The 13,130-nt window shown below is 74.7% G+C and carries 13 protein-coding genes and 1 riboswitch; of the genes, 6 read left to right on the plus strand and 7 right to left on the minus strand.

Going from position 1 to position 13,130, the window contains the following annotated elements:
- Positions 1 to 83 precede the first annotated feature (83 nt).
- The gene (locus Cpa01nite_RS03220; protein WP_203667314.1) at positions 84 to 899 is read right to left on the minus strand and encodes a phosphotransferase; all 816 of its coding nucleotides are present in this window, start codon (positions 897 to 899) and stop codon (positions 84 to 86) included.
- Positions 900 to 1,067: 168 nt separating this feature from the next.
- Between Cpa01nite_RS03220 and Cpa01nite_RS03225 the strand changes: the two genes are divergently transcribed.
- The gene (locus Cpa01nite_RS03225; RefSeq protein WP_203667315.1) at positions 1,068 to 2,639 is read left to right on the plus strand and encodes a purine-cytosine permease family protein; all 1,572 of its coding nucleotides are present in this window, start codon (positions 1,068 to 1,070) and stop codon (positions 2,637 to 2,639) included.
- A complete protein-coding gene (locus Cpa01nite_RS03230) occupies positions 2,636 to 3,367 on the plus strand; it encodes a cysteine hydrolase family protein (protein ID WP_203667316.1) in 732 nt (243 codons plus the stop codon). Before Cpa01nite_RS03225 ends, Cpa01nite_RS03230 begins: the two co-directional genes overlap by 4 nt.
- Before the next feature lie 193 nt (positions 3,368 to 3,560).
- On the opposite strand, the gene Cpa01nite_RS03235 is transcribed toward Cpa01nite_RS03230, so the two are convergent.
- The 3 genes from Cpa01nite_RS03235 to Cpa01nite_RS03245 all read right to left on the minus strand — a co-directional run bounded on the left by Cpa01nite_RS03235 (position 3,561) and on the right by Cpa01nite_RS03245 (position 6,465).
- A complete protein-coding gene (locus Cpa01nite_RS03235; RefSeq protein ID WP_203667317.1) occupies positions 3,561 to 4,439 on the minus strand; it encodes a bifunctional methylenetetrahydrofolate dehydrogenase/methenyltetrahydrofolate cyclohydrolase in 879 nt (292 codons plus the stop codon).
- 13 nt (positions 4,440 to 4,452) lie between these two features.
- Positions 4,453 to 5,742 carry a serine hydroxymethyltransferase gene (gene glyA, locus Cpa01nite_RS03240; protein ID WP_203667318.1) on the minus strand — a complete coding sequence of 430 codons (1,290 nt, stop codon included), beginning with the start codon at positions 5,740 to 5,742 and terminating at the stop codon, positions 4,453 to 4,455.
- Positions 5,743 to 5,804: 62 nt separating this feature from the next.
- Positions 5,805 to 5,893, minus strand: a riboswitch (ZMP/ZTP riboswitch).
- Between the two features lie 65 nt (positions 5,894 to 5,958).
- The gene (locus Cpa01nite_RS03245; protein ID WP_203667319.1) at positions 5,959 to 6,465 is read right to left on the minus strand and encodes a GNAT family N-acetyltransferase; all 507 of its coding nucleotides are present in this window, start codon (positions 6,463 to 6,465) and stop codon (positions 5,959 to 5,961) included.
- Positions 6,466 to 6,613: 148 nt separating this feature from the next.
- On the opposite strand from Cpa01nite_RS03245, the gene purU reads away from it, so the two are divergent.
- On the plus strand, positions 6,614 to 7,486 hold the full coding sequence (gene purU / locus Cpa01nite_RS03250) for a formyltetrahydrofolate deformylase (RefSeq protein ID WP_203667320.1): 873 nt from the start codon (positions 6,614 to 6,616) through the stop codon (positions 7,484 to 7,486).
- Positions 7,487 to 7,544: 58 nt separating this feature from the next.
- Here the strand turns inward: purU and Cpa01nite_RS03255 are convergent, their stop codons facing one another.
- Both Cpa01nite_RS03255 and Cpa01nite_RS03260 read right to left on the minus strand, forming a co-directional pair.
- Complete coding sequence (locus tag Cpa01nite_RS03255; protein WP_203667321.1) at positions 7,545 to 8,327, minus strand: ATP-binding cassette domain-containing protein; 783 nt, start codon at positions 8,325 to 8,327, stop codon at positions 7,545 to 7,547.
- Between the two features lie 49 nt (positions 8,328 to 8,376).
- A complete protein-coding gene (locus Cpa01nite_RS03260; RefSeq protein ID WP_239068486.1) occupies positions 8,377 to 9,495 on the minus strand; it encodes an ROK family transcriptional regulator in 1,119 nt (372 codons plus the stop codon).
- A 214-nt stretch (positions 9,496 to 9,709) separates the two neighbouring features.
- Between Cpa01nite_RS03260 and Cpa01nite_RS03265 the strand changes: the two genes are divergently transcribed.
- Together Cpa01nite_RS03265 and Cpa01nite_RS03270 are read left to right on the plus strand one after the other, a co-directional pair.
- Positions 9,710 to 9,904: a hypothetical protein gene (locus Cpa01nite_RS03265; RefSeq protein WP_203667323.1), complete on the plus strand. Its 195-nt coding sequence runs from the start codon at positions 9,710 to 9,712 to the stop codon at positions 9,902 to 9,904.
- A 4-nt stretch (positions 9,905 to 9,908) separates the two neighbouring features.
- The gene (locus Cpa01nite_RS03270; protein ID WP_203667324.1) at positions 9,909 to 10,292 is read left to right on the plus strand and encodes a type II toxin-antitoxin system death-on-curing family toxin; all 384 of its coding nucleotides are present in this window, start codon (positions 9,909 to 9,911) and stop codon (positions 10,290 to 10,292) included.
- Positions 10,293 to 10,359: 67 nt separating this feature from the next.
- On the opposite strand, the gene Cpa01nite_RS03275 is transcribed toward Cpa01nite_RS03270, so the two are convergent.
- Positions 10,360 to 11,577, minus strand: coding sequence for an NADP-dependent isocitrate dehydrogenase (locus tag Cpa01nite_RS03275; RefSeq protein WP_203667325.1), 1,218 nt, complete (start codon positions 11,575 to 11,577; stop codon positions 10,360 to 10,362).
- Between the two features lie 205 nt (positions 11,578 to 11,782).
- Between Cpa01nite_RS03275 and Cpa01nite_RS03280 the strand changes: the two genes are divergently transcribed.
- A complete protein-coding gene (locus Cpa01nite_RS03280; protein WP_203667326.1) occupies positions 11,783 to 12,901 on the plus strand; it encodes an aquaporin in 1,119 nt (372 codons plus the stop codon).
- Positions 12,902 to 13,130: the final 229 nt, after the last annotated feature.

A 13,130-nucleotide genomic window follows, 5' to 3' on the forward strand; every position in this document is an offset into this window, starting at 1 on the left:
CGCGGAGGATCTCTGGCGCACGCCGGCGGTCCCGACGCACGGCCCCGGGTCCGTCGGCTACCGCGTCGGCGGCCCCGGGGTCGTCACACCGGGACGCCGAGCCGCGCCGCGAGGCGCGCGGTGTCGGCGCGGTGCCGCGGTCCGTCGTCCGCGTACTCGAGGCACCAGAGCAGCTGCTGGAGAGCAGCCCGGTCGTCCGCGTCGGCGTCCGCCGGCGACCCCGGCATGCCGTCCCACAGGGCCGCCCGCGCGGCGTCGGCGTCGGCCGGGCCGGCCCACGCGCTGTCCCAGTCGAGCACCGCCGCGAGCCGCCACCCCGCGGACCCCGGGCGGACGAGCACGTTGGCGTGGTGCAGGTCGCCGTGCACGAGCACCGCGCCGCCGCGCCCGTCGAGCAGCGCGCCGTGCCGGTCGAGCGCCCGCTCCGCCGCGTCCCGCCGCCACCCGGCCGGGACCCGGCGACGCGTGCGGGCGGGCAGCGCGTCGTGCTCCGGCGCGGGCGGCGCGCCCAGGTCGCCGAAGCCCGGCTGCGCGACCCGGCGCAGCCGCGCGAGCACGTCCGTCAGCTCGGCGAGGACGGCCCGCTGCTCGTGGTCGCCAACACGCGGGTGCACCTCCGCCCACGGGCGCCCGGCCACGTGCTCGGTGACGTGCACCTGAGTCCCGCCGACGACCCGCGCCGCCACCGTGCGCGGCACGGGCACGCCGGCCTCGCGCGCGGCCTCCTGTGCATGTGCCGCGCGGAGCAGGTCGGGCGCGACGCCGACGGGCGCGGACTTCACGACCAGCCGTTCGCCCGCCGGGCCCGTGCCGGCGCGGACGGTCGCGCCGCCGTCGCCGGGGAGCGCGCCGGCCGTCCGGGCGCCCGGGCCGAGCACCGCCGCGAGCAGGTCGTCCACGACGCCCATCGTGGCAGCCCGGGTCGGCGCCGTGGTCGTCCCGAGCGCGGGGGGTCGTCCGCGGGCGCGGGGGGTCGTCCGCGGGCGCGGGCAGCCGCCGGCCGGCGTCGTCCCCAGGCAGACGGCGCGGGGGTGACCGCGGGCGTCGTCGGTGGTGGGATGGGGCGCATGACCGTCCCTCCCCCGGCGGGCGCCGCGTCCGGCCCCGCACCCGCCACCGGCCCGGGCGCCGGCCTCGCGAGCGACGCCGAGACCGGCGCCGTCCCGCCCGGGCGCGCGCTGGCCGTCGAGTCCGCCGGCGTCGACGTCATCGCGGACGCCGACCGCAAGGGCAGGCCACGCCAGCTGTTCTGGCCCTGGTTCGCCGCGAACGTGTCCGTGCTCGGCCTGTCCTACGGCGCGTGGGTCCTCGACTTCGGCGTGTCCTTCACGCAGGCGCTCGTCGCGAGCGTCGTCGGCATCGTGTTCTCGTTCCTGCTCTGCGGGATCGTCGCCCTGGCCGGCAAGCGCGGCTCGGCCCCGACGATGGTGCTGTCGCGCGCAGCGCTGGGCGTCCAGGGCAACCGCGTCGCCGCGGTGCTGTCCTGGCTGCTCACGGTCGGCTGGGAGACGATCCTCACCGCGCTCGCCACCCTCGCGACCGCCACCGTCGTCGAGGCGCTCGGCTGGGGCGGCGGCTCGGGCGTCCAGGTCGTGGCGCTCGTCGTCGTCGCGGCGCTCATCATCGCCGGCGGCGTGTTCGGCTTCGACCTCATCATGCGGATGCAGACCGTGATCACCGTGGTCACCGCGGTGCTGACCGTCGGCTACGTCCTGCTCGTGCTCGACCACGTCGACACCGCCGCCGTCACCGCGCTGCCGTCCGGGACCGCGCAGGCGTTCATCGGGGCGCTCGTGTTCATGATGACCGGCTTCGGGCTGGGCTGGGTGAACATGGCCGCCGACTACTCCCGGTACCTCCCCCGGCACACGTCGGGCCGCGGCGTGATCGGCTGGACGACGTTCGGCGCCTCGCTGGCGCCCGTGGTGCTGCTGCTGTTCGGCCTGCTGCTGGCCGGCTCGGACCCGGACCTGCGCGCGGCGATCAGCGACGACCCCATCGGGGCGCTGACGACCGTCCTGCCGACCTGGTACCTGGTGCCGTTCGCGGTCGTCGCGGTGCTCGGCCTGGTCGGCGGGGCGGTGCTCGACATCTACTCGTCCGGGCTCGCGCTCGTGTCCACCGGGCTGCCGATCTCCCGCCCGGTCGCCGCCGGGATCGACGGCGTGATCATGGTGCTCGGCACGATCTACATCGTGTTCGGCTCGGACACGTTCTTCGGGGTGTTCCAGGGCTTCCTCATCACGCTGGGCGTCCCGATCGCCGCCTGGGCGGGGATCATGATCGCCGACGTCCTGCTGCGCCGGCGCGACTACGACGACCTCGACCTGTTCGACCCGCGCGGCCGCTACGGCCGGGCCGCCGCGGTCCCGCTGGGCCTGCTCGCGCTCGGGACCGTGCTCGGCTGGGGCCTCGTGACCAACGCGTCCGCGGGCTGGCTGGCGTGGCAGGGGTACCTGCTCGGGCCGTTCGGGCTCGGCGGCACGGAGGGCGCGTGGGCGTACGCCAACCTCGGCGTGCTCGTCGCGCTGGCGGTCGGGCTGCTCGGAACGCTGCTGCTTCGGCGCGGGGCCGTGCGCCGGCAGGAGGCGCTGCCGCCGTCGACCCGCGCGGACGTCGCCGCCGAGGTGGCGCGGTGACGGCCGCGGGCGGCGACGCCGCGGCGGGTGCCGCAGGGGCCGAGGGTCCGGCGGGTGCCGCGGGGGCCGAGGGTCCGGCGGGTGCCGCGGGGGCCGAGGGTCCGGCGGGGGCCGTGGGCGCGGAGGTCGAGGGTGCCGCGGGCGCGACGCCCGGGCGGGCCGTCCTGGTCGTGGTCGACATGCAGCCCGTGTTCGCCGACCCGGGCAGCCCGTGGGCCGCGCCCCGGTTCGCCGAGGCGCTGCCGGTGGTGCGGACGCTCGCCGAGCAGGCGGGCGCCGACCGCACCGTGTTCACGCGGTTCGTCGCCCCGGAGCGCCCCGAGGGCGCGTGGGTGGCGTACTACGCGGACTGGCCGTTCGCCCTGCAGCCCGAGGACGCGCCGGCGTACGCGATCGTCCCGGAGCTGGCCGACCTCGCGGCAGCGGCGTCGGTCGTCACCGCCACGACGTTCGGCAAGTGGGGCCCGGACCTCGCCGCCCACGTCGGGCCCGGCGACACGATGCTGCTCGCCGGCGTCTCGACGGACTGCTGCGTGCTGTCGACGGCGCTCCCGGCGGCCGACGCCGGGGTGGCCGTGCGCGTCGTGGCCGAGGCGTGCGCGGGCGCCGACGACGCGAGCCACGCCCGCGCCCTGGACGCGATCCGGCTCTACGCCCCGCTGGCCGACGTCGTCGACGCGACCACGGCGGGCGCGATCCTGGCGACCACGACGGCCCCGCCGGCCTGAGCCGGCGCTCGCGCTGCGGCCCGGTGCCGACGAGGTCGTCAGTTCCGCCCGAGGTCGTCGGTTCCGCCACCCTCCGCGTGGCCACGACCGACGACCTCGACGGCTCGCAAGGTCGTCGGAGCGCGCCACCGCGCAGCACGACGCCCGGGCCGCCCGCCCCCGCAGGGACCGACCCGGGCGTCGTGGTGCCGTCTCAGGCCTGGCGCTCGGCGGATTCCACCACGTTGGCCAGCAGCATCGCGCGCGTCATCGGCCCGACCCCGCCGGGGTTCGGCGACACCCAGGCGGCCACGTCGGCCACCCCGGCGTCCACGTCGCCCGCGATCCGGCTCTTGCCCGTCTCGGGGTCCTGCACCCGGGACACGCCCACGTCGACCACCACGGCGCCCGGTTTCACCAGGTCGGCCGTGAGGATCCCCGGCACGCCGGCGGCGGCGACGATCACGTCCGCGTACCGGGTGTGCTCCCCGAGGTCCCGCGTGCCGGTGTGCGTCAGCGTGACCGTCGCGTTGACGGCGCGCCGCGTCAGCAGCAGCCCGATCGACCGCCCGACGGTCGTGCCGCGGCCGATCACGGTGACCTCCGCGCCGGCCAGGTCGACGCCGTGCCGCGTGAGCAGCTCGATGATGCCGCGGGGCGTGCAGGGCAGCGGGGTGTCGATCTCCTCGTTGACCCGGAGCACCAGGCGACCGAGGTTGGTCGGGTGCAGGCCGTCGGCGTCCTTGTCGGGGTCGACGAGCTCGAGCACCCGGTTGGTGTCGATGCCGCGCGGGAGCGGCAGCTGCACGATGAACCCGGTGCAGGCCGGGTCCTCGTTCAGCCGCCGCACCGCGGCCTCGATGTCCTCCTGCGAGGCGTCCGCCGGCAGGTCCTCGCGGATCGAGGCGATGCCGACCTCCGCGCAGTCCCGGTGCTTGCCGGCGACGTAGGACACCGAACCCGGGTCCTCCCCCACCAGCAGCGTGCCGAGCCCGGGCCTGATGCCGCGCTCGGCGAGCACCGCCACCCGCGCCTTGAGCTCGTCCTTGATCGCGGCGGCCGTGGCCTTGCCGTCGAGCGTCTTCGCCGTCATGTCGCGGCCCCGATCAGTACTGCTGCAGGCCGGGGTACAGCGGGAACGCGTCGGCCAGCTTGGCCACCCGCGCCCGCAGGCCCTCGACGTCGGCGGACGCACCGGCGGTCAGCGCGGTCGCGATGATGTCCGCGACCTCGGTGAACTCGGCGTCGCCGAACCCGCGGGTCGCGAGCGCCGGGGTGCCGATGCGCAGGCCCGAGGTGACGCGCGGGGGGCGCGGGTCGAACGGCACCGCGTTGCGGTTCACGGTGATGCCGACGTCGTGCAGGAGGTCCTCGGCCTGCTGGCCGTCGAGCTGCGAGTTGCGCAGGTCGACCAGCACCAGGTGCACGTCCGTGCCGCCGGTCAGCACGGACACGCCCGCGGCGGCGACCTCGGGCGCGACCAGGCGCTCGGCGATGATCCGCGCGCCGTCGATGGTGCGCTGCTGGCGGGCCTTGAAGTCCTCGCCGCCGGCGATCTTGAACGACACGGCCTTGGCGGCGATGACGTGCATGAGCGGGCCGCCCTGCTGGCCCGGGAACACGGCGGAGTCGATCTTCTTGGCGTACTCCTCGCGGCTCAGGATGAAGCCCGAGCGGGGACCGCCGATGGTCTTGTGGACGGTGGACGACACGACGTCGGCGTACGGCACGGGCGACGGGTGCAGACCCGCGGCGACCAGGCCGGCGAAGTGCGCCATGTCGACCCAGAGCTTCGCGCCGACCTCGTCGGCGATCTCGCGCATCGCGGCGAAGTCGAGGTGCCGCGGGTAGGCGGACCAGCCGCCGATGATGACCTGCGGGCGGTGCTTCAGCGCGGCCTCGCGGATCGCCTCCGGCTCGATGAGGAAGGTGTCCGGGTTCACGCCGTACGCGCCGACGTCGTACAGCTTGCCGGAGAAGTTGATCTTCATGCCGTGCGTCAGGTGGCCGCCGTGCGCGAGCTCGAGGCCGAGGATGCGGTCGCCGGCGTTGGCGAGCGCGTGCAGCACGGCCGCGTTGGCGGTGGCGCCGGAGTGCGGCTGGACGTTGGCGTGCTCGGAGCCGAACAGCTCCTTGGCGCGGGTGATCGCGAGCGTCTCGGCGATGTCGACCTGCTCGCAGCCGCCGTAGTAGCGGCGGCCCGGGTAGCCCTCGGCGTACTTGTTCGTGAGGACGGAGCCCTGCGCCTGGAGGACGGCGCGCGGGACGAAGTTCTCGCTCGCGATCATCTCGAGCGTGCCCTGCTGGCGGGCGAGCTCCCCGTCCAGGACCGCCGCGATCTCCGGGTCCACCTGGGACAGGTTCTGGTCGAGCAGGGGCGTGCTGTCGGCGCTCATGCGTCTCCTCGGCAGTCGGCGTGCGCGGTCGTGTCGGCCGCACACCGGTGGTGTGTGGATGACCGCGGGGCCCAGGCGTCCGACCCGACGTCGCTCGTGCTGCGTCGCTCCCCGGTGGTGACCCACCTGTGCGCCAGTCGCGACCGGGTCAGCGTAGCAACGTCACCGCCGGGGCGGGACGGCCGGTCCGCAGGTCGGGCGGACGTGCCCGGGACGTCAGGCCGAGGCGGGCGCCTCCGCGTCGGCGTCGCCGAGGATCCGCCGCAGGTACGCGTACGTGAGGTCCCCGACCGTCTGGTCGTGCTCGTGCGTGTAGCCGTGCTTCTCGTACAGCGCGAGGTTCTGCACCGAGTCGCGCCCGGTGAACACCCAGATCTCCTCCACGTCCTCGGGCAGGTGCGGGAGGATCGCGAGCAGCAGCTGCGTGCCGATGCCGTGGCCCTGCTGGTCGGGCGCGACGGCGAACCGGCCGAGCGTGGCCTTCTTGCCCTCGAGCACCACGCGGATGGAGCCCACCAGGCGGTGACCGGCCCAGGCGCCCAGCGTGACGACGCCCTCGGCCGCGATGTCGGTGCGCAGCTCGGAGAGCGTCTGGGTCAGCGGCGGGATGTGCGGGTCGTCGTACTGCTGCGCCTCGGTGACGAACGCGGCGCGGCGCAGCGTCAGGAGCTCGCCGGCGTCGGCGTCGGCGATCGGACGGATGGTCACCTCGGTCTCGCTCATGCCCCCCATCGTCTCAGGAGGTCGGCGGGCTCGACAGCCCGGAGGTCCCGAGTTCGCCCGGATTCCACCCACCGGACGCGGCGTCCTGCTGCCGCCGCCCCCGGACGGCGCGCACCCGGCCGCGCACCCCGCGGGTACCCTCCCCTGCGTGACGACCTCGACGCCCGCCCCCGGCACGGCCACCTCCTGGGTGCTGTCGCTGTCCTGCCCCGACCAGCCCGGCATCGTCGCCGCCGTCGCGGGGCTGCTCGCCGAGCACGGCGGGAACATCACCGAGTCGCAGCAGTTCGGGGACCCGCTGTCGGGGCTGTTCTTCATGCGCGTCGAGGTGACCGCGGACCGCACCCGCGAGGAGCTGGAGGCCGCGCTCGCCGACCTCGCCCCGCGGTTCTCGATGGACTGGTCGCTCGACGTCGCCGGCCGCAAGGTCCGCACCCTGCTGCTCGGCTCCACCGCCGCGCACTGCGTGAACGACCTCGCGTTCCGCCAGCGGTCCGAGGGCCTGCCGATCGACATCGTCGGCCTGGTGTCGAACCACACCGCGCTCGCCGACCTGGCGGCGTTCTACGACATCCCGTTCCACCACGTGCCGGTCACGAAGGACACCAAGGCCGCAGCGGAGGCGCGGCTGCTCGAGCTCGTCGAGGAGCTGGACGTCGAGCTGGTCGTCCTCGCCCGGTACATGCAGATCCTGTCCGACGACCTGTGCCGCGCGCTGGCCGGCCGGGTCATCAACATCCACCACTCGTTCCTGCCGTCGTTCAAGGGCGCGCGCCCCTACGCGCAGGCCCACGACCGCGGCGTGAAGCTCATCGGCGCCACCGCGCACTACGTGACCGGCGACCTCGACGAGGGCCCGATCATCGAGCAGGACGTCGAGCGCGTCGACCACACCCGCGGGGTCGCGGACCTGGTTGCGCTCGGTCAGGACGTCGAGCGCCGGGCGCTGGCCCGCGCCGTGCGCTGGCACGCGGAGCACCGCGTGCTGCTGGACGGGCACCGGACGATCGTCTTCCGATGAGCCGCGGCTGATGGTTCTTCATCAGATCCGATGAGGAACCATCAGTCGGTGGCGGCCCTCAGAGCGTCGCCGGCCGGCTCGGCCGTGCGGCCCGCCCGGTCGGCGTGATCCCCGTGATCGCCGCGATCAGGTCCTCGTAGGACGCGTGCTCGGCGTCGAAGTCGCCGTTGATCCGCCCCAGGCGCAGCACGACGATCCGGTCGGCCACGGCCTGCACGTCGACCATCGAGTGGCTGATCATGACGACGCCGAGGCCGCTCTCCCGCAGCCGCTCGACCATGTTGAGCACCTCGGCGGTCTGCGAGATGCCGAGCGACGCCAGCGGCTCGTCCAGCACGACCACCCGCGGGTCGCCGACCAGCGTGCGCGCCACGGCCACGGCCTGCCGCTGCCCGCCGGACAGCGCGCGCACGGGCGCCCGGACGGACGGCACGCGCGCGGCGAGCTGGCTCAGCACCTCCCACGCGCGGCGCTCCATCCTCCGCTCGTCCAGGATCCCGCCGCGGCGCAGCTCCTGGCCGAGGAACAGGTTCTGCACGACGTCGAGGTTCTCGGCCAGCGCCAGGTCCTGGAACACGGCGGCGATGCCGAGGTCCCGGGCGGCGCGCGTGGACGGCATGGTGACCGGGGTCCCGTCGACCTCGATGTGCCCGGTGTCCGGGGTGAGCGCGCCGGACATCACGCGCGCGAGCGTCGACTTGCCGGCCCCGATGTCGCCGACGATCGCGACGACCTCGTGCGCGTGGATGTCGAGGTCCACGTCGACGAGCGCACGCACGGCGCCGTAGTTGAGGGAGACGCCCCGCACGGACAGGACGGGGGCGCCCGGTGCGCTGCTCATCGGTCCTCCTCCGCTGCCTCGTCGCCGCGTGCCGTCGTGCTGCACCGGCTCATCCTGCCACCGCCATCGACTGGGCAATACCGGCGTGGTCCAGCGCCAGCGCCAGCGCGCCCCGCACCTCCGCCGCCGTGCCGAGCTCCGAGACGACCACCTCGACCGGCCCCGCGGTGCTCGGCAGGGTCCGCTGCGCGAGCACGCTCCGGAACGTGTCCAGCAGGATCGGCCCCGCCTCCGCGAGCCGACCGCCGACCACGACGAGCTCCGGGTCGAACAGGTTGCACGTGTTCGCCGCCGCCACCGCGAGCAGCCGGCCCGCGTCCGAGATCACCCGCCGGCAGCCCGGGTCGCCGTCCTGCGCGCCGGCGATGACGTCCGACAGCGTGAGGTGGCCGTGGCTCGACTCGAGCATCCGCAGCAGTGCCGGCGCGCCGATGAGCGCGTCCAGGCAGCCGCGGTTGCCGCACCGGCAGATCGGGCCGTTGTCGTCGATCGTGATGTGCCCGAACTCGCCCGCCGCGCCCGTTCGGCCGTGGAACACGCGGCCGTCGACGATCAGGCCGCTGCCGACGCCGTGCGACACCTTGAGGTAGGCGACGTGCTGCTTGCCGCGGGCGGCGCCGTGCCGCAGCTCCGCGAGCGCCCCGAGGTTCGAGTCGTTGTCGACCTGGACGGGGACGCCGAGCCGGCGCTCGAGCACCTCGGGCACGGACACGCCGTCCCAGCCGCGCAGCACGCCGACCGACACGATCCGGCCCGACCGCGGGTCGACCGGGGCGGGCACGCCGACGCCGACCGCGAGCACCTCGGACATGGTCGCGCCGACGGAGTCGACGAGCTCGGTGAGCAGCAGGGACGCGCGCTCCAGGCCGGCGTCGGCGCGGTGGTCCGGCGGCAGCGGCATGCGCTGGTCGGCGACGATCCGCTGGGCGACGTCGGCGATGGTCACGCGCAGCGAGCGCGAGCCGAAGTGGATGCCGCCGACGAGCCCGAGGTTGCGGGCGAGGGTGACCTGCTGCGCGCGCCGGCCGCTGCGGGAGGTGGGCGCCGTGGCGAGCACGCCGGCGCCGGTGAGCTCCTTGACGATGTTCGACACGGTGGCGGGTGACAGCCCCGTGACGCCGGCCAGCTCGACCTGCGTGAGCGACCCACGCTGCTGGACGGCACTCACGATCCGGGCCCGGTTGGCTTCACGGAGTGAAGATTGCGATCCCGGGGTCACTCTCTCAGTGCCCACGTAGCCGAGGATACAGGGGCGCGGACCCCACTCAGGGCGCTGCGCGCGGGCACCTGCGATGCGTTCACGAGGTGACGGCACCGGCACCCTGGTGGCGGCCCCGTCGCGCTCGGTACCGTCGTGGTACCAACCAAGGAGGGGACCGCCCATGGCCCGCACGCTCCGCCTGTCCGCCGAGGCCGAGCAGGCCGTCGCCGCCATCGCCGAGGCCGAGCACATCTCGCAGAACGAGGCGATCAACCGCGCGCTCCTCGACTACGCGCACAAGCGCACGGAGGTCCGCGACGCGTTGATCGCCTCGATCGTGGCGGAGGACGCCGCGATCCTCGACCGCCTCGCCTGAGCGCGTGCCGACGTTCCTCGGCCCGGAGGACCTGGTCGCGATCGCCCGGGCGGTCCTCGGCGGACGCCCCGCGCTCCGCGATGCGGGCGCACTCGTGGCCGCCGCAGGCCAGCCGGCCGCGACGTGGGACGGCGTCGCCCTCTACCCCTCTCTCGACGACCAGGCCGCCGCGCTCCTGGTCTCGGTCGTGAGCAACCACCCGTTCGTCGACGGCAACGAGCGGGTCGGGTGGGTCGGCGTGCGCCTGTTCTCCGCGCTGAACGGCCACCGGCTCGCGATGCCCGAGGACGACGCGGTCGCGCTCGTCCTGGCCGTGGCGGACGGCAGCGCACGCGACGTGCCGCTGGTCGCCGGATCACTCAGCCGGCACCGCCGGGCGACGGTCTGACGCCGGTACGACGACGGCCGCCGCCCGCGGGTGCGGGGCGACGGCCGTCGGGGTCGTGCGTCGGGCGTCAGCCCAGGCGCGCGGCCAGGTTCTCGTCGAGGGCCGCGAGGAAGTCCTCGGTGGTCAGCCACTCCTGCTCCGGGCCCACGAGGAGCGCGAGGTCCTTGGTCATCTTGCCGCTCTCGACGGTCTTGATGACGACGTCCTCGAGCGTCTCGGCGAACTGGGTGACCTCGGGGGTCTGGTCCAGCTTGCCGCGGTGCTTGAGGCCGCCCGTCCACGCGAAGATCGACGCGATCGGGTTGGTGGACGTCGGCTTGCCCGCCTGGTGCTGGCGGTAGTGCCGGGTGACGGTCCCGTGCGCGGCCTCGGCCTCGACGGTCTGGCCGTCCGGGGTCATGAGGACCGACGTCATGAGGCCGAGCGAGCCGAAGCCCTGCGCGACGGTGTCCGACTGGACGTCGCCGTCGTAGTTCTTGCACGCCCAGACGTAGCCGCCCTCCCACTTCATCGCGGAGGCGACCATGTCGTCGATCAGGCGGTGCTCGTAGGTGAGGCCGGCCTCCGCGAACGCGGCGGCGTACTCGGCGTCGAACACCTCCTGGAACAGGTCCTTGAACCGGCCGTCGTAGGCCTTGAGGATCGTGTTCTTGGTCGACAGGTACACCGGGTACTGCCGCTGCAGGCCGTACGCGAACGAGGCGCGCGCGAAGTCGCGGATCGACTCGTCGAAGTTGTACATGGCCATCGCGACGCCGCCGTTGTCCGGGTACGTCACGACCTCGGTCTGGATCGGCTCGGAGCCGTCCGCCGGGGTGAAGGTCAGGGTCAGCGTGCCCGCGCCCTGCACCTTGAAGTCGGTCGCCTTGTACTGGTCGCCGTGGGCGTGGCGGCCGATGATGATCGGCTTGTTCCAGCCCGGCACCAGGCGCGGGATGTTGCTGATGATGATCGGCTCGCGGAACACCACGCCGCCGAGGATGTTGCGGATCGTGCCGTTCGGGGAACGCCACATCTTCTTGAGCCCGAACTCCTCGACGCGGGCCTCGTCCGGGGTGATCGTCGCGCACTTGACGCCGACGCCGTGCTCCTTGATCGCGTTCGCCGCGTCGACCGTGACCTGGTCGTCCGTCGCGTCGCGGTTCTCGATCGACAGGTCGTAGTAGCGCAGGTCGATGTCGAGGTACGGATGGATCAGGCGGTCCTTGATGAACTGCCAGATGATCCGCGTCATCTCGTCACCGTCGAGCTCGACGACCGGTCCAACCACCTTGATCTTCGCCATGCGGCCAGATTACTTGACGTCGAGAGACTTCGCGGGCCCCACTGCGTGGTCGACCGACGTCCAGGCGTCGCACAGCGATCGGTGGCATGCTCGGACGGTGTCCCCGGCCGGGGCCGCGCAGCAGCGCGCCCGCAGGTCGGACCCGGTGCGGGACCGCCTCACGGCGCGACCCGCGCCCCCATCGCACCCGGACGAACGGAAGATCATGTCGCAGGACAAGCCCGAGCCCGCCGAGGCCCCGGACGCCGCCACCGGCGCGACCGACCCCCAGCAGGGCACCGCCGGCGCCGCACCCGTGACCCCCACGCCGTCCGCGCCGCCCGCCGGCGCGGCAGTCCCCGCTCCCGGCCCGGCGAGCGCCCCGGCCCCGAACGCCGGCACCGCGGAGCCGACCGCCGCGCCCGCCCCGGCCGCCGCGCCGGCGCCCGCCGCCGTGCCCGTCGGCTTCGGCGCGGCCAGCGGATACGGCACCGCCACGACCGCGCTGGACGACGACGTCGAGATCGAGGCCGTCCGCGCCACGCTCACCGGCCCGTCCCTGGTCGCCCGCGTCGGCGCCGAGCTGTTCGGCACGTTCGTCGTGGTGCTGGCGGGCCTCGGCGTCGCGCTGTTCGCCCAGGTCGTCGGCGCCGGCCTCGTCGGCATCGCGCTCGGCTTCGGCTTCGGCACCGTCGCGGCGTTCGTCGCCGTGGCGCACGTGTCCGGCGGCCACTTCAACCCGGCGATCACGCTCGGCGGCGCGCTCGCCGGCCGCACGCCGTGGACGCACGTGCTGCCGTACTGGCTCGCGCAGCTCGTCGGCGCCGCCCTCGCCGCCGCCGTGCTGTTCGTCGTCACCACGTCGCTGGAGGCGCTGGCCGGCAACGAGCGGGCGTTCTTCAGCAGCACCGCCAACGGCTACGACGCGCACTCCCCGATCGCGCAGTCCACGGGCGGCGCCGGCTTCGGCCTCCTGGGCGCGCTGCTGATCGAGGCCGTGCTCGCCGCGGTCGTCGTCGGCGTGTACCTCGGCGCCACCGACCGCCGCGGTCGCACCCGGCAGCAGGCCGCGTTCGCCTACGGGCTGGCCGTCGCGTTCGGGATCCTCGTCGCCTACCCGGTCACCGGCGGCGCGCTGAACCCGGCGCGCTCGACCGCGGCGGCGATCTTCTCCGACTCGTGGGCCTGGGGCCAGATCTGGGTGTTCTGGGTCGCGCCGCTGGTCGGCGCCGCGCTCGCCGCGCTGCTGTACCGCGCGTTCGCGACCGCCCCGGCCGAGGACGACGTGCTCGACGAGGACCTGGAGATCGACGAGATCGAGGTCGAGGCGCAGCCCGCGCGCTGAGCCCGCACGCCCCCTGGCGCAGGGGCGGTGACCCGGACGGGTCGCCGCCCCTGCGGCGTTCCCGGGGTCGCGGGCGGGGACCGGTCGTCCCCGGCGCGCACGACCCCACGGTGGAACCGCCCGGACGAACACGCCGGGGCGTGTCGGTGCGAGAGGATCCGCTCGCACCGGGACGAACGGGGCGGGACCGGGGTCCGGGCGGGGCAGGAGGCCGGGGCGGGAGCCCGGC

Origin of the sequence: Cellulomonas pakistanensis (assembly GCF_016862755.1) — a bacterium.
Classification (GTDB): Bacteria; Actinomycetota; Actinomycetes; order Actinomycetales; family Cellulomonadaceae; genus Cellulomonas; species Cellulomonas pakistanensis.

Coding starts and splice junctions, on each gene's coding strand:
- Cpa01nite_RS03225 (WP_203667315.1), top strand. CDS start 1,068: ATGACCGTCCCTCCCCCGGCGGGCGCCGCGTCCGGCCCCGCACCCGCC.
- Cpa01nite_RS03235 (WP_203667317.1), bottom strand. CDS start 4,439: ATGACGGCGAAGACGCTCGACGGCAAGGCCACGGCCGCCGCGATCAAG.
- glyA (WP_203667318.1), bottom strand. CDS start 5,742: ATGAGCGCCGACAGCACGCCCCTGCTCGACCAGAACCTGTCCCAGGTG.
- Cpa01nite_RS03245 (WP_203667319.1), bottom strand. CDS start 6,465: ATGAGCGAGACCGAGGTGACCATCCGTCCGATCGCCGACGCCGACGCC.
- Cpa01nite_RS03255 (WP_203667321.1), bottom strand. CDS start 8,327: ATGAGCAGCGCACCGGGCGCCCCCGTCCTGTCCGTGCGGGGCGTCTCC.
- Cpa01nite_RS03265 (WP_203667323.1), top strand. CDS start 9,710: ATGGCCCGCACGCTCCGCCTGTCCGCCGAGGCCGAGCAGGCCGTCGCC.
- Cpa01nite_RS03275 (WP_203667325.1), bottom strand. CDS start 11,577: ATGGCGAAGATCAAGGTGGTTGGACCGGTCGTCGAGCTCGACGGTGAC.
- Cpa01nite_RS03280 (WP_203667326.1), top strand. CDS start 11,783: ATGTCGCAGGACAAGCCCGAGCCCGCCGAGGCCCCGGACGCCGCCACC.